21 protein-coding genes are annotated in these 21674 nt (G+C 62.8%); 12 read left to right on the top strand and 9 right to left on the bottom strand.

Going from position 1 to position 21674, the window contains the following annotated elements; genetic code table 11:
• Nucleotides 1-6: 6 nt before the first annotated feature.
• On the top strand, nt 7-1185 hold the full coding sequence (locus S7S_RS10125; protein WP_008735314.1) for a patatin-like phospholipase family protein: 1179 nt from the start codon (nt 7-9) through the stop codon (nt 1183-1185).
• A gap of 9 nt (nt 1186-1194) precedes the next feature.
• On the opposite strand, the gene S7S_RS10120 is transcribed toward S7S_RS10125, so the two are convergent.
• The 3 genes from S7S_RS10120 to S7S_RS10110 all read right to left on the bottom strand — a co-directional run bounded on the left by S7S_RS10120 (nt 1195) and on the right by S7S_RS10110 (nt 5034).
• On the bottom strand, nt 1195-1977 hold the full coding sequence (locus S7S_RS10120) for a glycerophosphodiester phosphodiesterase (protein WP_052269237.1): 783 nt from the start codon (nt 1975-1977) through the stop codon (nt 1195-1197).
• 1130 nt (nt 1978-3107) lie between these two features.
• On the bottom strand, nt 3108-3998 hold the full coding sequence (locus S7S_RS10115) for a LysR family transcriptional regulator (protein WP_082027685.1): 891 nt from the start codon (nt 3996-3998) through the stop codon (nt 3108-3110).
• Nucleotides 3999-4680: 682 nt separating this feature from the next.
• Complete coding sequence (locus S7S_RS10110) at nt 4681-5034, bottom strand: helix-turn-helix domain-containing protein (RefSeq protein ID WP_008735334.1); 354 nt, start codon at nt 5032-5034, stop codon at nt 4681-4683.
• A 233-nt stretch (nt 5035-5267) separates the two neighbouring features.
• Here S7S_RS10110 and S7S_RS10105 point away from each other — a divergent pair, with 233 nt between their 5' ends.
• Complete coding sequence (locus tag S7S_RS10105; RefSeq protein WP_035203902.1) at nt 5268-5861, top strand: exopolysaccharide biosynthesis protein; 594 nt, start codon at nt 5268-5270, stop codon at nt 5859-5861.
• A 17-nt stretch (nt 5862-5878) separates the two neighbouring features.
• Here S7S_RS10105 and S7S_RS10100 read toward each other — a convergent pair whose 3' ends face one another.
• The 3 genes from S7S_RS10100 to S7S_RS19600 all read right to left on the bottom strand — a co-directional run bounded on the left by S7S_RS10100 (nt 5879) and on the right by S7S_RS19600 (nt 8823).
• Nucleotides 5879-6775: a carbon-nitrogen hydrolase gene (locus S7S_RS10100; protein ID WP_008735342.1), complete on the bottom strand. Its 897-nt coding sequence runs from the start codon at nt 6773-6775 to the stop codon at nt 5879-5881.
• 20 nt (nt 6776-6795) lie between these two features.
• Entirely contained in the window at nt 6796-7812 is a 1017-nt protein-coding gene (locus S7S_RS10095; RefSeq protein WP_008735344.1) for an agmatine deiminase family protein, read from the bottom strand.
• A gap of 195 nt (nt 7813-8007) precedes the next feature.
• A complete protein-coding gene (locus tag S7S_RS19600; protein ID WP_144401640.1) occupies nt 8008-8823 on the bottom strand; it encodes a hypothetical protein in 816 nt (271 codons plus the stop codon).
• 247 nt (nt 8824-9070) lie between these two features.
• On the opposite strand from S7S_RS19600, the gene S7S_RS10085 reads away from it, so the two are divergent.
• Nucleotides 9071-10306, top strand: a complete 1236-nt coding sequence (locus S7S_RS10085; RefSeq protein ID WP_008735348.1) for a lipoprotein-releasing ABC transporter permease subunit — start codon at nt 9071-9073, stop codon at nt 10304-10306.
• Complete coding sequence (gene lolD, locus S7S_RS10080; RefSeq protein WP_008735350.1) at nt 10299-11015, top strand: lipoprotein-releasing ABC transporter ATP-binding protein LolD; 717 nt, start codon at nt 10299-10301, stop codon at nt 11013-11015. Before S7S_RS10085 ends, lolD begins: the two co-directional genes overlap by 8 nt.
• On the opposite strand, the gene S7S_RS10075 is transcribed toward lolD, so the two are convergent.
• Both S7S_RS10075 and S7S_RS10070 read right to left on the bottom strand, forming a co-directional pair.
• Complete coding sequence (locus tag S7S_RS10075) at nt 11005-11532, bottom strand: DUF2062 domain-containing protein (protein ID WP_008735351.1); 528 nt, start codon at nt 11530-11532, stop codon at nt 11005-11007. The genes lolD and S7S_RS10075 overlap by 11 nt on opposite strands.
• Before the next feature lie 95 nt (nt 11533-11627).
• Complete coding sequence (locus S7S_RS10070) at nt 11628-12137, bottom strand: DUF2062 domain-containing protein (RefSeq protein WP_008735352.1); 510 nt, start codon at nt 12135-12137, stop codon at nt 11628-11630.
• 134 nt (nt 12138-12271) lie between these two features.
• On the opposite strand from S7S_RS10070, the gene S7S_RS10065 reads away from it, so the two are divergent.
• From S7S_RS10065 to murB, 8 genes are read left to right on the top strand one after another with little or no spacing between them, the layout of a single operon-like run.
• The gene (locus S7S_RS10065; RefSeq protein WP_082027684.1) at nt 12272-14521 is read left to right on the top strand and encodes a DNA internalization-related competence protein ComEC/Rec2; all 2250 of its coding nucleotides are present in this window, start codon (nt 12272-12274) and stop codon (nt 14519-14521) included.
• A 39-nt stretch (nt 14522-14560) separates the two neighbouring features.
• The gene (locus tag S7S_RS10060; RefSeq protein WP_008735354.1) at nt 14561-15196 is read left to right on the top strand and encodes a MotA/TolQ/ExbB proton channel family protein; all 636 of its coding nucleotides are present in this window, start codon (nt 14561-14563) and stop codon (nt 15194-15196) included.
• Entirely contained in the window at nt 15193-15612 is a 420-nt protein-coding gene (locus S7S_RS10055) for an ExbD/TolR family protein (protein ID WP_008735355.1), read from the top strand. Before S7S_RS10060 ends, S7S_RS10055 begins: the two co-directional genes overlap by 4 nt.
• Before the next feature lie 42 nt (nt 15613-15654).
• Nucleotides 15655-17394, top strand: coding sequence for a lipid A export permease/ATP-binding protein MsbA (gene msbA, locus S7S_RS10050; protein WP_008735357.1), 1740 nt, complete (start codon nt 15655-15657; stop codon nt 17392-17394).
• Between the two features lie 4 nt (nt 17395-17398).
• Nucleotides 17399-18409 (top strand): tetraacyldisaccharide 4'-kinase, encoded by a 1011-nt coding sequence (gene lpxK, locus S7S_RS10045; protein ID WP_008735359.1) that lies wholly within the window; start codon nt 17399-17401, stop codon nt 18407-18409.
• A gap of 36 nt (nt 18410-18445) precedes the next feature.
• Nucleotides 18446-19213, top strand: coding sequence for a 3-deoxy-manno-octulosonate cytidylyltransferase (gene kdsB / locus S7S_RS10040; protein WP_008735361.1), 768 nt, complete (start codon nt 18446-18448; stop codon nt 19211-19213).
• Complete coding sequence (locus S7S_RS10035; protein ID WP_008735363.1) at nt 19210-19692, top strand: low molecular weight protein-tyrosine-phosphatase; 483 nt, start codon at nt 19210-19212, stop codon at nt 19690-19692. The genes kdsB and S7S_RS10035 overlap by 4 nt, the downstream gene beginning before the upstream one ends.
• Nucleotides 19692-20720, top strand: a complete 1029-nt coding sequence (gene murB, locus S7S_RS10030; RefSeq protein ID WP_008735365.1) for a UDP-N-acetylmuramate dehydrogenase — start codon at nt 19692-19694, stop codon at nt 20718-20720. The genes S7S_RS10035 and murB overlap by 1 nt, the downstream gene beginning before the upstream one ends.
• Here the strand turns inward: murB and S7S_RS10025 are convergent.
• A complete protein-coding gene (locus S7S_RS10025; protein WP_008735367.1) occupies nt 20704-21645 on the bottom strand; it encodes a DMT family transporter in 942 nt (313 codons plus the stop codon). The genes murB and S7S_RS10025 overlap by 17 nt on opposite strands.
• Nucleotides 21646-21674: the final 29 nt, after the last annotated feature.

The raw sequence follows: 21674 nt of genomic DNA, 5'->3' as shown, positions 1-21674 counted from the left end.
GCGGGTATGATCGGCGCGTTACGGCGCAAGGAAGAACCCGTGGCCCGTACCGGCCTGATCCTCTCCGGTGGTGGCGCCCGCGCCGCCTACCAGGTGGGTGTGCTGATGGCGCTGGCCGAACTGGTGCCACGTGGCAGCCCCAACCCTTTCCCGATCATCTGTGGGACTTCTGCCGGCGCCATCAATGCTGCGGCGCTGGCGGTGCATGCCAGCAACTTCCGCATGGCGGTGCGTGGCCTGGAGCGGGTCTGGAGCAATCTGACCGCCGAGCAGGTCTACCGCACGGAAGTCTGGTCCTTCGTCAAATCATTATTGCGCTGGGCGTTGCCGGCTTATCTGACTGGCGCCACACCGGTGAACAGCGCGTTGCTGGACAGCCGGCCGCTGGAGCGGCTGTTGTCGCTGGTGATCAATTTCCAGCGCATTGAGCAATCCATCCGGCGCGGTGAACTGGACGCGCTGTCGATCACTGCGTCGTCCTACGCCAACGGTGAGTCGGTCGCTTTCTTCCAGGGGCGGGATGACCTGGAGGAATGGACGCGCGCACGTCGCAAAGGCAAGCGTACCCGGATTGCCTTACCGCACCTGCTGGCGTCCTCGGCGATCCCGATCCTGTTTCCCGCACAAAAAGTCGAGGACCACTATTACGGTGACGGCGCCGTGCGGCAACTGGCGCCGATCAGCCCGGCGCTGCACCTCGGGGCAACCCGGGTGCTGGTGATCGGTGTATCCGGCAATACCTCGGCCGGGCACCAGCGCCAGTTACAGGCCTATCCTTCGATGGCGCAGGTGCTGGGCCATGTACTCAACAGTGTGTTCGTGGACACGCTGGAAGGGGATGTGGAGCGGCTTGAGCGCATCAACGGTACTGTGGCGGCGATTCCGGAAGCCGTGCGCCAGCGCGAAGGCATCGGGCTGAAGCAGGTGGAGGTGCTGAAAATCTATCCGTCGGAGCCGATTGACGAGATCGCCGCTGCGCACCTGCACGAACTGCCGCGCGCGCTGCGCTTCATGCTGCGTGGGTCCGGCGGCACCCGGTCGCCGGGCGCAGCGGCGGTCAGTTACCTGCTGTTCCAGCCAGGATTCTGCCGGCGGCTGATCGAGCTGGGTTACCGCGATGCCACGGCCCGCGAGGCCGAGATTCGTGCCTTTCTGGCGCTGTCAAAGCAGGAACAACAGGCCTGATCCGGCGGTTCATTGCCGGGCGCGCCGGGCTTCGCGGCTGCTGAAATGGGCCATGAAACTGGTCGGGAAATCCGTGATGATGCTGTCCACGCCCAGTGAGGCCAGGCGTTCCGCTTCGTTCAGATCGTTCACCGTCCACACCGAGACATGCAGGCCGCGCCGGCGCGCACGCTCCATCAGCCGGGGGGTGACCAGGCTGTAGTGGGCGATCAGCCAGCGGCAACCCAGCGCCGCAGTGCGCCGGGTCGGTTGCAGGTAGCGGTACTCGCACACGTAGCCGCGCATCACGTCTGGCGCCTGGGTGCCCATCATGCGCAAAAAGCCGGTGTCACTGGACGTGACCACGACCCGGTCATGCATGCCCCGCTCGTGGATCAGCCGCCGCAGATTGTGGGCCAGGCGATTCTGATAGCGTCGGTCATCCCCACCTTTTACTTCGAACTGGAAACCCATCCAGTCCGGGCAATGGTCCACCACCTCGGCCAGCGTCGGGATGCCCACAGGGCTATGCCAGCCCGGCGTGTTGCGGCGCGCGTCCAGCAGGCCCAGCTCCGACTGGGTAAACTGCCGTGCCTTGCCGGAGTGCCAGGTGGTGCGGTCCACATGGGAATCATGCAGCACGATCAACTGACCGTCAGCAGACATGCGTACATCAAGTTCGATGGCCTTGACGCCGGCCTCGACGGCCAGCAGGAAGCCGGCCAGGGTGTTTTCAGGGGCCTCACCGCGAGCGCCGCGGTGGCCGACCATGGCCGGGACAGCAGAGGTAACAGAGGGCATAGGGATCGTCATCAGGGACAGTGTCAGGCGCTACTATGACGAGGGTGTGACATTCCGTCCAGAGGGCGCGTGGCGGCGTTACAAGCTACAAGCTACGAGAAGAAGAGAGTTGGGGCGGGTGTTTCAGGGAGAGGAGGTGGCCTTTTCGCCAGACGGCGCATTTTCCTGCTCCCAAAAAAAAGCCCGCCGGGGGGCGGGTCTGATGCAATGTAACATCAAATATCAGGAAAAGAGCAGCTTAGGCAGAAGTTGCAAAGCTATTCGGTGAAAACAGCCACCGGATGCCAGCCTTTAGGTCGCTTTGTATTGGACCGGTCGACAATGGCCATTTTGTAAATGCTATTTATTCTCAAATAATTCATCGTGTTCTTGTGCGTTGCTGCTGAATGCTTCTGTTATGTTGCCATTGTTCGCCATGTACCAGCGATGTTATCGGTAACGCATCAGGGCATTCACATTCATATTCAGAGCGCACTTTCATGAAGACATCATGGGGATGAATTTGCCGGAACAGGGTTCCGCATCCTGGATGTGCTTCTAATATGGCGCACCATTTTATCTGGCTATTTATCTCGCCATTTATCGCGCTATCCGGCTTTTTCCCGCTTTTTTGCCTTCACAGGCAAGTCGGGCGGGCTGCCTCTTGATCATCTCCGGGCCATTCTTCAGGCATGGTTTCCGATGTTGTGTGCTAGCGTCACCGGACGTTCCGCGATTGTTGTAGCGCAGTAAACCATACCGCAAATTTGTTTTGGCTTGTCATGTCCCGTGAACAAGTGCGCGCTAGATTAGCCAATCAGTGAACACATGAAAACAGAAATTCAAGAAAAGCTGTCTTTCGTCTCATGCCAAAAGATTAGCGTTTCATTGAATAAAAGCAATGGGCAACCGATGAAATAAAACGGGAGAAATTGTTTCATTTTGCCAGGTTGAGAACGAGGTCCCTGTTGCCGGATGAAAACAGATGCGCCGTTTTTGTTTTCCATTAATGTGTCATTCGCCGATGGCACATTAGCCAATAACAGCTCATGATGCGATGGGTGAGCCTGCAGGGAGGCCGGCGAAGGGTGGCAGATACACAGAAGGTCGGGCGGGGCCCGGAGGAAAGAGCGGCCTGTGTTGCGTGGCAGCGGCCACGCCACTCAGGCCTGATGAATACGTTCTTCGATGAACTTGACGAAGTTGCGGGTCTTGGCCGGGAGATTTTTGCGGCTGCCGTAGATGATGTAGAAATCCATGTTGGGTACGGTATAGCCCTCGAGCAACGTCACCAGCTTGCCGGTGCGCAGTTCGTTCTTGACGTCCCATTCGCTCTTGATGGCAATGCCGTAGCCGGACAGGACCCAGTTGCGCAGCGTCTCGCTGTTGTCCGTGATCAGGCTGCCCGTGACGCGCACCATTTCCCGGTGGTTCGGGCCGCACAGTGGCCAGAGATCACGAAACGAGCCATAGGAATCCAGGATCAGACACTCGTGCTTTTTCAGGTCGGACGGCTTGCGGATCGGCGAGCGGCCTTCCAGGTACTCTGGGGACGCGCAGACAAAGCAACGATTCTTCAGCAGCCGCTTGGCGATCATGGTGGAATCCGAGGGCTGGCCAATGGCGATGGCCACATCAAAGCCTTCACGGATGAAATCGATCTGCTTGTCGCCGAGATAGAGCTGCACCACCAGCTCAGGATTGTTGCGCGAAAATTCGGCGATCAGGGAAGCGATACGGCTTTTGCCCAGGCCAACGGTGGAGGCGACCTTCAATGTGCCTTTGGCGTTGTCACCGGCGCGCGAGACGGAGGAGGTGGCTTCTTCAAGATCGTCCAGAATCACCAGCAGCTTGTGATAGAGGATCTTGCCTTCTTCGGTCAGGCTCATCGCACGCGAACTGCGATTGAGCAGCCGTACCCCGATCTCTTCTTCGAGGCGGGCCAGGCGCTTGCTGATCGATGCCGGCGACAGTCCCAGGCGACGTCCCGCGCCGGAGATCGTGCCCGCTTTGACCACGCCCACAAATATGCTCAGGTCTGTAATTGAGTTCATGCGACCATGACCCTTATTTTGAAATGTAGCTTTTATTTATTCTGTGTTTTCAATTGTTCACTGACTCACCTGTTTTTACGCTGAACCGGACTGCACGTCCGTTATTCTGTTTTGACATCAGGTTCAGGGATGCGAGGTGAACACGCTGTTACCTTGAGTAATTATATAAACAGGCATTCATCAACTGTATAGCGGTACAGGTACTGCCGTCACGGACCGGCTGTCAGTAATACCCGTCCGTGGCAGTCTTGCCAAGGCAGGCAGACTGCCATCGGACCATGGCATATTGCCATTACATCTTGTTTTTGCACAGATATTTTTGGCGTATCTGGAACGTAAAAGGGGCCGCTGAGTATGTGTGAAACCGTTTTCAAAATAAAGGAAAAGCTACTTTTCCCATAATTTGCATAAACAACTCAGCCTGATTTCTGTTGCCTGATTGCGAGATGTTATTTGCGTCATGCGCCATCAGAAGTAAATGGGTTAAAACGGTCTTTTTGTGAAAAGCTGCTTTTCATATAACGAATGAATATGCCCTGGCTCGGCAAGCTGCAGTAATTTTACGCATGTTATTGCTATCGGCCAGCGGAGTCAGCTGTCAGCAAGCGATAAAATGATATCAATATGATATTTGGCGGAGAGGCACCCGGCATGCCAGGAAGGGTGGCATGCCGGTGGGGTTTTACTGGGAGGTCTGCTGCTTCGAGCGCCGCTTGATCATCTGGGTGAACTCAAGCACCAGCACACGGTCAGCCGGTTTGAGGTGTCGGAAGTGGCGTTGCATCTTGGCCAGATCGGCGGCCAGCGGTTCGTCGAGTTCCAGGATCCGGCTGCCGGCTTCCAGTTCTCGATAGATTTCGGACACGGAGGTGCCGAGTGCCTTGGCCAGGTTCTGCAGCAGCAGAACGGAGGGTTGTTGCATGCCCCGTTCGATACGGGAGAGATTGCTGGCGTCTGTATCCGCGCGATAGGCGACTTCTTCCAGTGTGTCACCGCGTGCTTCGCGTCGGCGCTTCAGGGCTTGACCGATATTCATGGAGATCCGTCTGTGTTATGTGCTGTGGCATTTGCGAATTGTCGCCATGCGTTATTGCTGCATTGGCGGATATAAAATGGCGCATGGCTCATGTGGATGCAAGTACGCCGGGATGGACGGTCGCTCCTTCGGGGTGTCGTCATGCGTTTTTCTGATGGCGTCTGTCCCGACGTTATACCAGTGTCGTAACAGCATTTCGCCAGTTGGCAAAAAACATCAAAAAGGAAGAAAAAATGACAAGTGCGGATGACGCCCTCAGCACACTGCATCAGGTGATGGAGCGCGTCCGGTCCGCAGGCGAGGGGGACAAGGTATCCGTGCAGGATATGCTGGATGCAGTCGGCACGCGTTCGTTCGGGCCGGTATTGCTGGTGCCGGCGATGATTATTCTTTCACCGGTCAGCGGTATTCCGACGGTGCCGACCATTGGCGCGATCATCATTTGCCTGATCGCGCTGCAATTGTTGTGCGGGCGTCGCAGCATCTGGTTGCCGCGCTGGCTGTTGAGGCTGAATCTGCGGCGTACAACGCTGGACCGTGCGGTACGATTTATCAGCCCGCTGGCGCGTGCCGTTGACCGGTTGCTCAAGCCACGCTGGTCGCTTTTTGTTCGCCGGCCCTTTTCCCAGGTGATTGCATTGCTCTGTATCCTGGTGGCGGCCACCATGCCGCTGCTGGAGCCGCTGCCCTTTATGGCGACGACCGCAGCGGCGGTGATCTGTGTCTACGCGCTGGCGCTGGTTGCGCATGATGGATTGCTGGCGCTGATTGCGTTGTTGCTGACCGGCGTTCTGGCCGGGCTGGGGGTGACATCAGTGGGCGGCTGAACGCCGCCCATGTTCCGTCAGTCGCGATAACGCTTGGTGAGATCGCCATAGGCGTCGATGCGGCGGTCACGCAGGTAGGGCCAGATGCGGCGTACCGTTTCGCTGCGCTGCAGGTCCACGTCGGCGATCAGGACAGTGTCATTGTCGGCGTCCGCCCGGGCGAGGAATTCACCCTGGGGGCCGGCGACGAAGCTGTTGCCCCAGAAGCGGATACCCTGGCCAGTGTTGTCGGGTGCCGCCTCGAAGCCGGTGCGGTTGGCGACCAGCACAGGCAGGCCGTTGGCGATGGCGTGCGCGCGCTGCACCGTGATCCAGGCATCGCATTGCCGTTGTTTCTCGGCGTCGTCATCAGCGGGGTCCCAGCCGATGGCTGTCGGGTAAAGCAGCAGGTCGGCACCGGCCAGCGCCATCAGACGCGCCGCTTCCGGATACCACTGATCCCAGCACACCAGCAGGCCGAGATTTCCCACCGAGGTGCGGATCGGTGAAAAGCCGCTGCGGCCGTCATTGAACTGTGCGTCACCCGGGGTAAAGAAAAATTTCTCGTAGAAGCCGGGGTCATCAGGAATGTGCATCTTGCGGTACACACCAGCCAGGCTGCCGTCCCGCTCGAGAACAACGGCCGTGTTGTGGTACAGGCCGGTGGCGCGTTTTTCAAACAGGCTGCCGACCAGCACGATGCCAAGTTCCTTGGCCAGTGCACCGAGCCGCTCTGTAGACGGGCCGGGAATGCTCTCGGCCAGATCGAAACACCGGGTGTCTTCGGTCTGGCAGAAATACAGGCTGCGATGCAACTCCTGCAACAGCACCAGTTCGGCTCCCTGGCGGGCGGCATCGCGTACCAGTGCCACGGAGTGTTCCAGGTTGGCTTGCAGATCGTCACTGTTGGTTTGCTGAATCACGGCAACGCGCATGGTCAGTCTCCGGTGAGCAGTCAGCGGACGCCTTCGGGCAACTGCATGGTGACACAATGCAGGCTGCCATGCTGGGCGATCAGGGGGCGGCAGTCGATGCCGATGATGTCGCGATCGGGGAAGGCGTCGGCCAATTGGTCCAGCGCCGAAGCGTCGGTGTCGCAGTCGTACACCGGCACCAGTACGGCACCGTTGATAATCAGAAAATTGGCATAGGTGGCCGGCAGGCGTTCGCCTGCTTCATCAAACTGTGCCGGCGGCATCGGCAGTGGCACCAGATCAATCTGCTCACGGCCGGCCAGGGCAAACAGTTCCTGCTCCATCGCATGCAGCGCCTCATAGTGGCTGTCACTGGCGTCGGTGCACTGTACATAGGCGATGGTGCGCGCGTTGCAGAAGCGTGCCAGGGTGTCGACGTGGGCGTCGGTGTCGTCACCTTCCAGGTGGCCGTTCTCCAGCCACCAGATATGCTTGACGCCGAGCAGTTCACGCAGCCGTGTTTCGATGGCGGCCTGGTCCAGCGACGGATTACGGTTCGGGTTCAGCAGGCAATGCCGTGTCGTCAGCAGATTGCCGTGACCATCCGTGTCAATGGAGCCGCCTTCCAGGACCAGGTCCACGGGCACTCGCGGTACCTGCCAGTCGAGCCGGCCATTGGCGGCGTTGTCGTCGTCTGCGGCGAACTTGCCCCCCCAGCCATTGAAGGTGAAGTCCAGCAGGTGGGTCGTGCCGGCACGGCTGATGGCGATGGGGCCGAAATCACGAGCCCAGGTGTCGTTGTAGGGCAGGGCACGCAGGTGCAGGCGCGCGACATTGGCGCCCTGTTCCACAAGGTGCTGCTTTATAGAGTCGCCATGCGCGGCATCCTTGCACAGCACCAGCAGGTGTTCACGGTCCAGTACCGCTTCGGCGATAGCGGTGTAGGTCGCCTCGGCTGCCGGCAGAATCCCTGCCCAGTCGGTATCGGCATGGGGCCAGGCGATCATCACGCCCCATTGCGGATGCCATTCGGGAAGCAGGTGCGGCTGTGCGGACATGATCAAACCTCAGTGTGACAGGGAGTTCGGGGCGAAAGGATAAGGCAAGCAGCCTGCTTGGCAAGCACGATTTTGACTCGTGCGTGGATTGCCTGCCGGCGTGTAAGCCGGGGCGGAGAATGGTGTAGGAAAAGGCTTAAAATCCGGTGCGTGAATGCGCACAGGGAAAAGGCCCGCCGACGGCGGGCCCGGTGATTACCACTGCATGCGGAAGCCGCCTGCGCTGTTGTCGTCAGCGGGTGCCTCCTGCGGTGCCGACGGGGTGTTCTCCTGCCCGTCCGTGGGTTCCACGGCTGTTTCGGCGGGCGGCGCTGCCGTGTCCGGGGTGGCAGCCGGCTCCGATTGTGCAGGCTCGGACGCTGCCGCTGGCGCGCCACCGGGGTTGGCGGTGGCTGGTGGCTGGCCGTCGTCCATGATGATGCGGCCGGAGGCCGGATCAAAACGGAAGCGGGCCGGGCGTTTGCCTTCGTCCTGCTCTGCCGGCCTGTCCGCATGCTCTTCCGGCGCCTCGGGTGCAGCCGGCGCAGGTTCTGCGGGGGCTGTCTGCGCGGGTGCGACGTCGGCGGGTTCGCTGACTGGTGCAGCCTGGGGCGCCGGCGGTGCTGCATCATCGCCCAGCGGGATGATCTGGCCGGTGGCCGGATCAAAGCGATATTCGGACCGGCTTTCGGCTGGCGATGCCTGTTCGGCTGGCGTGTCGGCTGAAGGGCCGCTGACGACCTCCGGTACGGCGGCCGGTGTTGGTGGCGGCTGGTGCGATACAGCGTGCAGCGTGTAGTCGCCTTCAAAATAGACAGTGAAATCGGGGTAGACCCAGCGGCTGATGGGGGGCTGGCCCACCGGTGCGCGTTTCTCTCCGGGAGCACCGAAAGCGCGCTCGACGGCGGACTTTGTCATGCCGCGTTCGGGCAGGTCGCCGCCATGGGCAGTGGTGGTGCAGGCAATCAAAACGAGGCCGGCTAGGCGGCGCAACACAGACAGCGCCGTGGCACGGCTTGTTCTTATAGGCATCCCGGTTCCCCCATGGGAGCTGTAAACTTTCGTGATATTAGAAAGTTAGATGTTGTTATTCAATCACTTTGGCAGTTCGGGAATAAGGACTTTCATCACAAAGCGACAGCCGGAACCCACGACGGCCATTCCGGTCACAGTGCCTGTTGTGGTGGTGCGGCCCGTGCGGCGGGTGGCTGTACCAATGTGGGTGGCAATCGACCGACCTGATTGCCGGGGCAGGATCAATAGTGATTAAATGCGCGCCATGTTCAGACCTTTCTCTCTTTTTGTTGGCGTGCGGTACACCGGTGCCCGGACGCGCAACAGCTTTATTTCCGTGATCACGCTGATTTCCGCGCTGGGGCTGATGCTCGGCGTGGCGGTGCTGATTACCGTCCTGTCGGTAATGAACGGCTTCGAGCGTGAATTGCAGACCCGCATTCTCGGTATGGTCACGCACCTGTCGGTGCACGGCCGCGAGCCGGTCGAGGACTGGCGTGCGCTGGCCGACCGTGTACTGCGCGAGCCAGGCGTCAAGGGCGCCGCGCCGTTCGTGGAATTGCAGGGCATGCTCACACACCGCGGCACGGTGGCCGGCCTGATGGTGAACGGGATCGAACCGGAGGCCGAGCGCAATGTCTCGATCGTTGGCGATTTCATGTGGGAAGGCGAACTCGACAGCCTCGTGCCCGGTGAATACAACATGGTGCTGGGCTATGGCCTGGCACGAAAACTCGGCGTGGAACTGGGCGACAAGGTCGTGCTGGTGCTGCCGGAGGCGAGCCTGTCGCCGGCCGGCGTGACACCGCGCTTTCGACGTTTCACCGTGACCGGTATTTTCCGCGTGCGGGCCGAGGTGGATTCCCTGCTGGCCTACGTGAGTGTCAGCGACGCTGCACGCATGGCCCGGCAGACCGACACCGTGGAAGGCGTACGGCTGCGGCTGGATGACCTGTTCCAGGCACCGCGTGTCGGCTGGACGCTGCAGCAAACGCTTGGCAACGGCTACTACACCACCGACTGGACACGCAGCCACGGCAATCTGTTTCAGGCCATCCGCATGGAAAAGACCATGATGACGCTGCTGCTGTCGTTCATTGTCGCCGTGGCGGCATTCAACATCATTTCCAGCCAGGTCATGCTGGTGACCGAGAAGCGCGCGAATATTGCCGTGTTGCGCACACTGGGGGCCACCCCGGGCATGATCATGCGGATTTTCATGGTGCAGGGGACGCTGATCGGCCTGGCCGGCACCGGGTTCGGTGTGCTGCTGGGCATATTGCTCGCGACCAATGTTTCCGATATCGGCCAATGGATTGAAAGCACCTTCAATGCGCACATGTTTGACGCTTATTTCGTCAATTATCTGCCTTCGGAGCTGCAATGGGGGGATGTCGGTGTGATCGCTGCCATCGCCATGCTGATCAGTTTCTCGGCCACGCTGTATCCGTCCTGGCGGGCCAGCCGCGTGCAACCGGCGGAGGCGCTGCGTTATGAATGATGTATCGGCGCCGGTGATCCAGGCGAGTGCTCTGGTCAAACGCTATGACGAGGGCGGCGGCAATGTGGAAGTGTTGCGCGGGCTTGATCTGCGCATGGAAGCGGGCGAGACCCTTTCGATTGTCGGCACTTCCGGTTCCGGCAAGTCCACGCTGTTGAATCTGCTGGGCGGCCTGGACCGGCCCACGGAAGGTGTGGTGTCCGTCTGTGGCCAGGACCTGGCCGGGATGACGGAAGCCCAGCGCGGTGTGCTGCGTAATCGCCGCATGGGGTTCATCTACCAGTTCCATCATCTGTTGCCGGAATTTACGGCGCTGGAAAACGTTGCCATGCCGTTGCTGATCCGTCAGGCAAGCCCGTCGGATGCGACGACCGCCGCGACGGACATGCTCAAGGCAGTGGGGCTGTCGCATCGGCTGCAGCACAAGCCGGCCGCGCTCAGTGGTGGCGAACGCCAGCGGGTGGCGATCGCGCGGGCGCTGGTGACCCGGCCTGCCATCGTGCTGGCCGATGAGCCCACCGGTAATCTGGACGAACGCACGGCGGTACAGGTGCAGGATCTGATGCTGGCGCTGAACCGCCAGTTCCAGACGGCACTGTTGATCGTCACGCATGACACCGGCTTTGCGACGCGCTGCGCACACCAGCTTGAACTGCATGACGGGCGCCTGCAGCCTTTCAGTGGTGCGCCGGTATCGGCTATTTCCTGACGTTCTGTTTTCTGATTTTCAGGCGGAGCTGGCGACGCTGTTTCCAGCTCCGTACCACCGCCAGCCGCCACAGCAGCCGTGTGATCACCATGCCGGCCAGTCCGAACAGTACACCACACAGCAACGACCCCACCCACAGCGGAATCATCTGCTCGGCCAGCCAGGCAAAGCTGACCGGGTGTGGTGGCGTGACCGGCATGTCCAGCAGACGCGCGCCGACACGGTAGGTGAAATAGAACACCGGCACATAGGTAAAGGGATTGGTCAGCCACACGATCGCCAGTGACAGCGGCAGATTGCACTTGAAATAGATCGCCAGCAGGGTCGCCGGCAGCATCTGGAAAGGCATCGGCAACAGCGCAGCCACCGTGCCGATGAAGACTGCACCGGACAACGAACGCCGGTTCAGATGCCAGAGCCCGGGATCGCCCAGTATCTCCCCGAACAGCCCCAGCGATTTGCTTTGCCGTATCCGGTCTGCAGAGGGCAGGTGTTTTCGGAACAGGTGCTTGGGCATGCCGGCGGGAGGGCTGTGAGTGTGGCGCGCATTATGCCCTGATCGGCGGCCAATGACATGCTCAAAGGGATTAGACGTTGGCCTGACGCATGCGTTTAGCCGTCACGGGCGCGTCGCCGGCGGCGTGCCTGCCAGCTGCGCACGATGGCCAGCCGCCACAGCAGCCGGATCGATATGAAGCCGGCCAGTCCGAACGCCAGTCCACACAGCAGTGATCCGAGCCAGAGCGGCAGTAATTGCTCGACGAACCAGGCCACCGTGACCTGCTCCGGCATGTGCCGGGGCATGTCCAGCAGCCAGGCACCGACCCGGTAGCTGAAATAGAACACCGGGACATAGGTGACCGGGTTGCTGATCCACACCAGCACCATCGACAACGGCAGGTTGCACTTGAAGCGCAGCGCCAGCAGGGCGGCCAGCACCATCTGCATGGGAATCGGCAGGAATGCACAGAATATGCCGACAAAGGCGGCGCCGGACAGCGAGCGCCGGTTCAGGTGCCACAGGTTCGGGTCGGCCAGTAATCCACTGCGACGTCCGAGTGCGCTGAAGCGGGTCAGGCGCTCAGGGCTGGGCAGGTATTTTCTGAACAGGCGTCTGGGCATGCATCCGGGGTACTGGCTGGGGGCGGCGGGCGCCATTATGCCTGTCGACCCGGGCTGATTGCACGCCGATACCGTACAACGCGACGCAAGCCTGTGATCCTGTGCTGCCTGGAGTGGCTGTGCGGGAGGGAAGCATGTCAGGGATGACGGCACTGGCAATCGGTATCGTGCTGGGCGTGTTTGTGGCACCTGGGCTGTGGTGGTGCGGCGGGGCTGTTCTGTTGATGAGGGCGCTCCTGTGGCGCTGGCCGTCGTGGCGGCTGCTGGCCCTGTGCCTGCTGGCCGGCGTGGCCTGGGGCAGTGTCGCTGTACAACAGGGCCTGGCCGGCTGGCTGCCTCCGGAACTGGCCGGCGCGGATATCACTGTCACGGGGACCATTCGTGACCTGCCCGAGCGCCAGGTGCTGGGGCCGGGGCGGGAGCGATGGCGGTTCGTGCTGAGGGTCGAGGCTTCGCCACACTGGCCCGGGCGGCATCTGGTGCGGCTCAACTGGTATGACGCACCACAGCCCCTGGCTGCCGGGGACCATTTGCAGCTGCGCGTGCGGTTGCAGGCACCGCGCGGGCGTGTGAATGAAGGATCGGCGGATGGCGCCCGGCTGGATATGGCGCGCGGGATAGATGCCTCCGGTACGGTCCGGGCACTGATCGCGCATCAGCCTGCCCGCGCCGGCGTGGCGCCCCTGCGCGAAGCGATCGGACAGGTGGTGGCCGGGACGCTGGGGCAGGCGCGACCGGCCGGCCGTGTGCTGCCCGCCTTGATCGCCGCTGACCGACGTGCGCTGACCGACGCCGACTGGCAGCTTTTGCAGCAGACAGGCACGGCGCACCTGATGGCCATTTCCGGGCTGCACATCACGCTGGTGGCGGGCATGATCTGGTGGCTGGTGCGGGCAGCGCTGACGCCGTGGGCGCGCGGCTGGCGGCTCACCCCGGCGCAATGGGCTGTCTGGCCGGCACTGCTGTCTGCCCTGGGTTATGCCGCGCTGGCCGGTTTTGCGCTGCCGACCCAGCGGGCCTGCCTGATGTCGCTGGTCGCACTGCTGGCGATCCGGTGGCGGCTGCGCTGGCGCACGGGAACGGCCCTGTTGTGTGCCGCGCTGGCGGTCCTGCTGCCGGACCCGCTGGCGGCGCTGGATAACGGCTTCTGGCTGTCGTTTGGTGCCGTTGCACTGTTGGTCTGGCTGGCGCGTGGTGGCGATACCTCACTGTGGCGGGTGCAGTGGCTGCTGTCCTTCGGGCTCGGTGCCTTTTCCGCCTGGCTGTTCAGTGCCTGGGGGCTGGCTGCGCCGCTGGCCAACCTGGTCGCCGTGCCGGTGTTCACGCTGGTCATCGTGCCGCTGGCGCTGGTTGGCGCGCTGCTCCCCGGCGCGCAGGGGGTGTGGTGGCTCGCGGCGCTGCTGGTGGATCTCTGCTGGCAGGGGTTGGAGCATCTGGCCGCCTGGCAGCCGCTGTTGCCGCCACCCGCGTCGCTGGCAGCCGCGCTGGCAGTATTGCTGGCCTGCCTGCTGGTGTGTCGCCCGCCGGGGCCGTGGCCACGCTGGTGGGTGCCGCTGCTGTTGCTGCCCTGGTGCTGGCCAGCCGGAGCGCCGCTGGCGGAAGGTGATTTCGACCTGGTGGTGTTTGATGTGGGGCAGGGGCAGGCGCTGGCGATCCGTACCCGCCGGCACCTGGTGCTGTACGATCTGGGGCCGGGCTGGGCCGGCGGTAACGCTGGCGAGCAGGTGCTGCGCCCCTGGCTGCTGAAACAGCGACGGCCGGTGACGCTGGCGTTCATCAGCCACGGCGACAGCGATCACGCGGGCGGGTTGCCCGGCCTTGACGGGCTGTTGCCGGCGCAGGGCCTTTACAGCAGCGATGAGCGTCCACCGTCCGGGACCCGCCGCTGCCTGCGCGGGCAGTACTGGTCGCTGGATGGTGTCAGCCTGGAGGTGCTCTGGCCGACGCCAGCGCTGCCGCTGGTGCAGCGCAACAACCGCAGCTGCGTCGTGCGTGTCCGGGGGCGAGGCGGGACAGTGCTGCTGACCGGCGACATTACCCGGCCCGTGGAATACAGGCTGGCGGCCTGGGGGGACCTGTCGCCCGTGACGGTGCTGCAGGTGCCGCATCATGGCAGTGCGACCAGTTCGTCCTATGCACTGTTGCGCGCGACGCAGCCGCGCTGGGCATTCGCCAGTGCAGGCCATGCGAACCGCTTCGGTCATCCGGCGCAGAACGTGCGCGCACGTTACGCCGCCCTGGGTGTCCCGCTGCTGGTCAGTTCTGAGACCGGCATGATTGTATTCAGCCTGCATGGCTCCCATAATCCGGCGCCATTGTTGTGGCGCGCGCGGTATCCGCGCCCGTGGCGGCCGCAGGCCGCGGCCACACAGCACACGCCGTGAGGCAAGCTGAATGAGCGTGACCGCAGAAGGGGAAAAGGCATGCTGGAGATAGTGCTGGCGGGGGGCTGGATGATGGTCCCGATTCTGTTGTGTTCTGCGGTGGCGCTGGCCATCGTGGTGGAGCGTTTCTGGAGCCTGCGCCCGTCGCGGCTGGCGCCGGCGGAGTTGCTCGGCCAGGTACGCGGCAGCTGGCAGAAGAACAAGGTCGACCGCAATTACCTGCAGGCGCTGCGCGGTAATTCTCCCCTGGGCCGCATCCTGGCTGCGGGGCTGGCCAGCGGGGCAGCCAGCCGTGATGTCAGCAAGGAGCGGATTGAAGAAGCCGCCAGCCAGGAAGTGCACGACATGGAGCGCTTCCTGAACACCCTGGGCACCATCGCGGCCATTGCGCCGTTGCTGGGCCTGCTGGGCACCGTGATCGGTATGATCGATGTGTTCTCGGTGATCATGGTGCAGGGCAGTGGTGATGCCGGCCGGCTGGCCGGAGGTATTTCCACGGCACTTATTACCACCGCTGCCGGTCTGAGCGTGGCGATCCCGGCATTGTTCTTCCATCGCTTCTTTGTTCGTCGGGTGGATGAAATCACCGTCGGTATGGAGCAGGCAGCGGTGCAGCTGCTCGACTGGATGCACGGCGCCGAGCAGGCACCGCGTGAAGGGAAGGCCGCATCGTGAAGTTCCGTCGCCAACGCCTGGATGAGGTGTCGGTGAACCTGACGCCGCTGATTGATGTGGTGTTTCTGCTGCTGATCTTCTTTATGGTGTCCACCACCTTCACCCGCGAAACGCGGCTGGGTGTGGTGCTGCCGGAAGCCAGCGGCCTGCCGCAGGCGGAGATGACGGATCAGGTCGAGGTCGTGATCAGCGCTGCCGGCGAGTATCGTATCAACGGCGAGCAACTGGTGCGTGCCGATGCAGACACACTGCGTTCGGCGCTGCTGGCGCTGTCCCGCGAGGGCACGGACCGGCCGCTGATGATTACCGCCGACGCCGACAGCTCCCACCAGTCGGTGGTGCGGGTGATGGACGTGGCCGGGCAGCTTGGTTTCGTCAATATCACCATCACGACGCAGGAACCCGCCGCCGACTGAACACGATGGGCGATATCTGAGTATGAGGAGTAACCCCCACCCATGAGCCAACCGCCGGATACCACCTGGCAAACCTACAAGCGGCTGTTGCAATACACCCGCCGTCACTGGTGGGTGCTCTCCGGGAGTGTGCTCGGATACCTGATCTATTCCGGCATGCAGCCGCTGATCGCGGAGATGATGCGCGTTATCACCGAAACGATCGAGAACCCGACACCGCACATGGTGCTGGTTATCTGCGTGGCACCCTTTGTGATCAATCTGGTCCAGGGCATTGGCCAGTTTCTCGGCGCCTATTGCATTACCTGGGTGGGCCAGCGCATCGTCTACGAACTGCGCAATGAAACCTTTACCCATGTGTTGCGCCTGCCTACGCGGGAATACCAGCAGAGCTCCTCCGGGCACCTGATGTCCAAGATCATCTACGACGCGCAACAGGTCACGGCGGCGGGCACCGATGCCGTGACGGTAATCCTGCGCGAGGGCCTTACTGTCGTCGGCCTGCTCGGGTACCTGCTGTACAGCAACTGGAAACTGACCATGATCCTGTTCACTGTCGGGCCGATCATTGCCCTGATGGTGAACTACATGAGCAAGCGCTTTCGCGTCATTAGCCGCCGTATCCAGGGCAGCATGGGCAGCATCACGCAATTCCTCGGTGAGGCCATCGAAGGCAACCAGCCGGTGAAGATTTTCTCCGGGCAGCAACTGGAAGAAGAACGCTTTGAAAAGGCCAGCCGCCGTTTCCAGAAACAGCATGTGAAAATGGAAGTGAGCAAGGTCACCAGCACGGTGACGGTGCAACTGGTGGTCGCCATCGGCGTCGGCGTCATTACCTATCTGTATATCCAGATCATGGGCGAGGCGATCACCGTGGGTGAATTCCTGGCCTTCATCGCCGCCGTGGGCCTGATCCAGAAGCCGATCAAGCAACTCACTGATGTGAACGTAAAAGTGCAGCGCGGTGTCACCGGTGCGGCGTCATTGTTTGAACTGATGGACCGTCCGCCGGAGCCCGACCACGGCACCGTGCCGCTGACCCGTGCCCGGGGCGAGCTGGAATTCCGTGATGTCAGCTTCGGCTATGTGCCGGATGCGCCGGTCGTGAAGCAGTTGTCGTTCCGCGTGAGTCCGGGCGAAACCGTGGCGCTGGTCGGTCGTTCCGGGGCAGGCAAGAGCACCATCGCCGCACTGGTGCCACGCTTCTACGAACCGGACCAGGGCAGCATCCTGCTTGATGGCAGGGTGATCACCGACTACCCGATGCTGGACCTGCGGCGCCAGATTGCCATGGTGACGCAGAAAGTCGTGCTGTTTAACGATTCCATACGCAACAACATTGCCTACGGCGAACTGCGTGACTGCACCGACGACGAGATCATCCGCGCGGCGAAGGACGCCTATGCCTGGGATTTCATCAGCAAACTGGAACGTGGCCTGGACACCGAAGTGGGCCAGGACGGTGTGCAGCTTTCCGGCGGGCAGCGACAGCGGCTGGCGATTGCCCGGGCACTGCTCAAGGACGCGCCGATCCTGATCCTCGACGAGGCGACGTCGGCACTGGACAACGAGTCTGAACATTTTATCCAGCAGGCACTGGAGCGTGTGATGAAGGGACGCACCACCATCGTGATTGCCCACCGGCTCTCTACCATCGAAAAAGCCGACCGTATTCTGGTGCTTGACCAGGGCCGGCTGATGGAAAGCGGCAGCCATGCGGAACTGATTGCGCAGAATGGCCTGTACAGCCAGCTGCACCAGATGAACTTCGCGGACAGCTGATCGCGTGAAGCGCTATCTGAGTGCGCTGGTCAATGCCGCCTGGTACGACAATGCACCGTGGCTGGCACCGCTGTGGCCGCTGGGGCGCCTGACAGGCTGGGTGTCCTCGCGCCGGCTGCGGCGTTTCCGGGAACGTCCCCCGGTTGCGCCAGTGCCGGTACTGGTCGTGGGCAACGTCACCGTTGGCGGCACCGGCAAGACACCGCTGGTGGCGGCGCTGTGCCAGGCGGCGGCGGACCTGGAGCTGTCAGTGGTGGTAATTTCACGCGGTTACGGCGCGCGGCCGCCTGCTTTCCCCTGGCGGGTGACGGCTGACCAGAGCGCCTCCTTGTGTGGCGACGAGCCGCTGCTGCTGGCGCGCCTGACGGGGGTGCCGGTCATCATTGATCCCCGCCGCCGCCGGGCGCTGGAGGCAGCGTTGGCACTGAAGCCTGACCTGGTGATCAGCGATGACGGCCTGCAACATTACGCGTTGCCGCGTACCGCTGAACTGGCGGTGCTGGATGGTGCACGCGGCCTCGGCAATGGCCGCTGCCTGCCGGCGGGCCCGATGCGCGAACCGGCCACGCGCTTGCGGCAGGTGGATTATGTGGTCATCAATGGCGAGCCGGCCCAGGCAGAAAACTGGCCTGGTGCGGTCAGCATGCAACTGGCGCCCGGGGCACTGGTCAATGCGGCGACAGGCCGGCAGTTGTCGCTGGAATCCTTCACCCGGCAATATGTGGCTGCGCACGCGGTGGCCGGCATCGGTCATCCCGAACGGTTCTTCAACACACTCACCCAGGCCGGCTTGCAGGTATCACCGCATGCCTTTCCCGATCACCACCAGTATCGTGCCGGCGACCTGGATTTCCCCGGGGACCTGCCGGTGGTCATGACGGAAAAGGACCTGGTGAAATGCAACGACCTGCTCAGCGAACGCCTGTGGGTGTTGCCGGTACGCGCGATACTGCCGCCGGGGTTTGCCGGCGAGGTGCTGCGCACTGCGATCGAGCGTCATACGACGCCGGACTGACTGTTTTTCGACGATCATTTCTCGACGAGTGCTGACATGAGTTTTCGCATCGTGATTCCCGCCCGCTTCGGCGCCAGCCGGTTGCCGGGCAAGCCACTGGCAGACATCGGCGGCAAGCCGATGGTGCTGCATGTGCGCGAGCGCTGCCTGGACAGCGGCGCGGATGAAGTCTGGGTGGCGACCGACGACGAGCGTGTCGCTGAAGCCGTGCGCGCGCAGGGTGGCGATGTGCTGATGACGCGGGCAGATCATCCCTCCGGCACAGACCGGCTGCAGGAAGTGGCGGCGCAATTGCGCCTGACCGATGATGACATCCTGGTCAATGTGCAGGGCGACGAGCCGCTGATTCCGCCGGCGGTGATTGACCAGGTGGCGGCGAATCTTGCCGCACATCCCGGTTTCGGTATTGCCACATTGTGCGAGCCGATCACCACCAGCGAAGACCTGTTCAATCCGAATATCGTCAAGACGGTGTTCGACGTACATGGCCGCGCGCTGTATTTCAGCCGGGCGCCAATGCCCTGGCACCGCGACGGTTTCGCTGGCGGTGACCAGCCCGACCCGCTGCCGGCCGGGCAGTGGTGGCGGCATATCGGTATCTACGCCTACCGTGTCAGTCTGCTGAACCGTTACGTGGGCTGGGAGCCGGCACCACTGGAACGTATCGAGTCGCTGGAACAGCTGCGCGCGATGTATCACGGTGTGCCGGTTCACGTGCAGCCCGCCTGCGAAGACGTGCCGGGAGGGGTCGATACACAGGCCGACCTGGAGCGGATGCGTGCGCTGCTGGGCGGTGCGGCATGACGGTATCGATCCTGTTTGTCTGCCTCGGCAATATCTGCCGTTCGCCCACGGCGGAAGCGGTGTTCCGGCAGCGCGCCGCAGCCGCCGGATTGCTCGAGCAGTTGCGCATCGACAGCGCCGGCACCGGTGACTGGCATATCGGCAAGGCGCCGGACCCGCGTTCAGGCGAGGCGGCTGGCCAGCGTGGTTATGACCTGTCCGCGCTGCGCGCGCGCCAGGTGGCGACGACGGACTTCCACCATTTCGACTACGTGCTGGCGATGGACCATGCCAACCTGCACGACCTGCAGGCCATGCGCCCGGACGGTTTCAGTGGTCACCTCGGCCTGTTCATGGCGTTTCATCCCGGCCCGGCCCCGACCGAAGTGCCGGATCCATACTATGGTGGCCGCGACGGGTTCAATACCGTGCTGGACCTGATCGAAGGTGCCTGCGATGGCCTGCTGGCGCACCTGCGTCGCGAACACGGGCTGGGCTGATGCAGGTCCGCCCCGGTTGCTCCCTCGATACCTTCAATACGCTACGGCTGCCGGCGCGCGCCGAATGGCTGGCGGAGCCGGCATCAGACGCGGCGCTGGTCGCCTTGCTGTGTGACACGCGGTGGGCCGGGTTGCCGCGCACTGTCATCGGGGGGGGCAGCAATCTGGTGCTGCGCGGCGATATCGATGGCCTGGTCATCCGGCCATGCCTGCGTGGCCTGGCGACGCTGTCCGATGACGGCCTGGTGGAAGTGGGTGCTGGTGAAGAGTGGGACAGTGTGGTGGCGCGCACGCTGGCCGCGGGCTGGCAGGGGCTGGAAAACCTGTCACTGATTCCCGGCAGCTGTGGCGCCGCGCCGGTGCAGAATATCGGCGCCTATGGCGTTGAACTGGGCGACGTGCTGGTGTCGCTGGATGCGGTGTCGCTGCGTGATGGCGAGGCCCGTCGTTTTACTGCGGCAGAGTGTGGCTTCGCTTATCGCGACAGTCGCTTCAAGAGTGCCGAAGCCGGGCAATGGCTGATCACCCGGCTACGTCTGCAGTTGCGGCGCGAGCCTGAACTGACGCTGGGCTATGCCGACCTCGCCGAACGCTTCGCCGCGTTGCCCGAAGCCGCGCGCAACGCGCAGGGGCTGCGCGAGATCGTCTGTGCATTGCGCCGCAGCAAGCTGCCTGATCCGGCCGAACTGCCAAACGCCGGCAGCTTTTTCAAGAACCCGGTGGTGGATGCCGCTACGTTGGCACGTTTGCGTTCCACTTGGCCTGACATCGTTGCCTACCCGCAACCGGATGGTCGCGCCAAGCTTGCAGCTGGCTGGCTGATTGAGCGGGCGGGCTGGAAAGGGCGCCGCGAGGGCGCCCTGGGCATGCACGCACAACAGGCGCTGGTGCTAGTGAATTACGGCGGGGCCACTGGTGCAGATGTGCTGGCTTTTGCGCAAGCTGTGCGGGACAGCGTGCAGGCGCTGTTCGGGGTTACGCTGGAACAGGAGCCGGTCATCCTCGGCCGGGCTACAGCCACTGCTTGAGCAGCTTGCTGATCGCGCTCCAGCGATTGATCAGCAGCGACAGAAAAATCATCCCGCAGCCGGCCAGCTGTGTGCCGGACATACTCTCGTCAAACCACAGCGCGGCAAACAGCGCTACCCAGATCGGTTCCAGCACCAGGATCACCACGCCGTGGCTGTGGCTGGACAGGCTCTGGGCATAGGTCTGCACGAAGAACCGCGCCGCCGTGGCAACCAGGGCGCTGGCCAGCAGCCAGCCGGCCAGGGCGCCGTGCAGATGCGTCAGGGTGGGGCGCCAGGGTTCGCGGACCAGCAGCGACAACAGCCCGGTCACCAGGCCGACGGTGATCAGCGCCAGGGCGGTGAGGCCGAGCACCGGGATTTTTTCCCGTTGCAGCACCCCGCGTGCGGTGGTGACGGTGTGCGAATTGGCGGCTCGCGTATTGAGTGTGAAATACAGCGCGAAGATCATCGCGGCTGCCAGGAAGAACAACTGCCCGGCTTCCGGCTGGAACTGCCCGCCATTGAGCGACAGCAACGCCAGCCCGCCGACCGCCACCGGCAGTGCCAGCCAGGTGGTCGGCGGCGGCACCTCGCCGAACACAACGCGGGCAATGATCGGCACCATCACCACGGCCAGGCTGGCCAGGAATGCGCCTTCGCCCAGATGCTTGCCGAAGTGCAGGCCCATCACCCAGCAACTCATGCCGAGCCCGAACACCAGCCCCACTCGCAGACTGCGCACTACCTGCTCGCCACTCATGCGGCGCAACTGGCGATGGCCGGCCAGCGCCAGCAGGCTGCCGGCCACCAGAAAACGCAGGCTCATAAACAGTAGCGGCGGCATCAGGCGCACCGCTTCCTGGGAGAACACCCAGCCGGCTGCCGCCAGCAGTGTCACCAGGACCAGCAGCAGATCGGATTTCGTGGCGTTGGACAGCGGCAAGACGCGTCTCGGTCTGGTCAGTGCGGACC

Source organism: Isoalcanivorax pacificus W11-5 (assembly GCF_000299335.2).
Taxonomy (GTDB): domain Bacteria; phylum Pseudomonadota; class Gammaproteobacteria; order Pseudomonadales; family Alcanivoracaceae; genus Isoalcanivorax; species Isoalcanivorax pacificus.
Note: the sequence above shows the minus strand (reverse complement) of the source record. Positions and strands in the feature narration are given on the sequence as shown.

What these genes read in the sequence shown, in the direction of transcription:
- S7S_RS10125 (WP_008735314.1), top strand. Translation starts at nt 7, where the DNA reads ATGATCGGCGCGTTACGGCGCAAGGAAGAACCCGTGGCCCGTACCGGC.
- S7S_RS10120 (WP_052269237.1), bottom strand. Translation starts at nt 1,977, where the DNA reads ATGACGATCCCTATGCCCTCTGTTACCTCTGCTGTCCCGGCCATGGTC.
- S7S_RS10115 (WP_082027685.1), bottom strand. Translation starts at nt 3,998, where the DNA reads ATGAACTCAATTACAGACCTGAGCATATTTGTGGGCGTGGTCAAAGCG.
- S7S_RS10110 (WP_008735334.1), bottom strand. Translation starts at nt 5,034, where the DNA reads ATGAATATCGGTCAAGCCCTGAAGCGCCGACGCGAAGCACGCGGTGAC.
- S7S_RS10105 (WP_035203902.1), top strand. Translation starts at nt 5,268, where the DNA reads ATGACAAGTGCGGATGACGCCCTCAGCACACTGCATCAGGTGATGGAG.
- S7S_RS10100 (WP_008735342.1), bottom strand. Translation starts at nt 6,775, where the DNA reads ATGCGCGTTGCCGTGATTCAGCAAACCAACAGTGACGATCTGCAAGCC.
- S7S_RS10095 (WP_008735344.1), bottom strand. Translation starts at nt 7,812, where the DNA reads ATGTCCGCACAGCCGCACCTGCTTCCCGAATGGCATCCGCAATGGGGC.
- S7S_RS19600 (WP_144401640.1), bottom strand. Translation starts at nt 8,823, where the DNA reads ATGCCTATAAGAACAAGCCGTGCCACGGCGCTGTCTGTGTTGCGCCGC.
- S7S_RS10085 (WP_008735348.1), top strand. Translation starts at nt 9,071, where the DNA reads ATGTTCAGACCTTTCTCTCTTTTTGTTGGCGTGCGGTACACCGGTGCC.
- lolD (WP_008735350.1), top strand. Translation starts at nt 10,299, where the DNA reads ATGAATGATGTATCGGCGCCGGTGATCCAGGCGAGTGCTCTGGTCAAA.
- S7S_RS10075 (WP_008735351.1), bottom strand. Translation starts at nt 11,532, where the DNA reads ATGCCCAAGCACCTGTTCCGAAAACACCTGCCCTCTGCAGACCGGATA.
- S7S_RS10070 (WP_008735352.1), bottom strand. Translation starts at nt 12,137, where the DNA reads ATGCCCAGACGCCTGTTCAGAAAATACCTGCCCAGCCCTGAGCGCCTG.
- S7S_RS10065 (WP_082027684.1), top strand. Translation starts at nt 12,272, where the DNA reads ATGTCAGGGATGACGGCACTGGCAATCGGTATCGTGCTGGGCGTGTTT.
- S7S_RS10060 (WP_008735354.1), top strand. Translation starts at nt 14,561, where the DNA reads ATGCTGGAGATAGTGCTGGCGGGGGGCTGGATGATGGTCCCGATTCTG.
- msbA (WP_008735357.1), top strand. Translation starts at nt 15,655, where the DNA reads ATGAGCCAACCGCCGGATACCACCTGGCAAACCTACAAGCGGCTGTTG.
- kdsB (WP_008735361.1), top strand. Translation starts at nt 18,446, where the DNA reads ATGAGTTTTCGCATCGTGATTCCCGCCCGCTTCGGCGCCAGCCGGTTG.
- S7S_RS10035 (WP_008735363.1), top strand. Translation starts at nt 19,210, where the DNA reads ATGACGGTATCGATCCTGTTTGTCTGCCTCGGCAATATCTGCCGTTCG.
- murB (WP_008735365.1), top strand. Translation starts at nt 19,692, where the DNA reads ATGCAGGTCCGCCCCGGTTGCTCCCTCGATACCTTCAATACGCTACGG.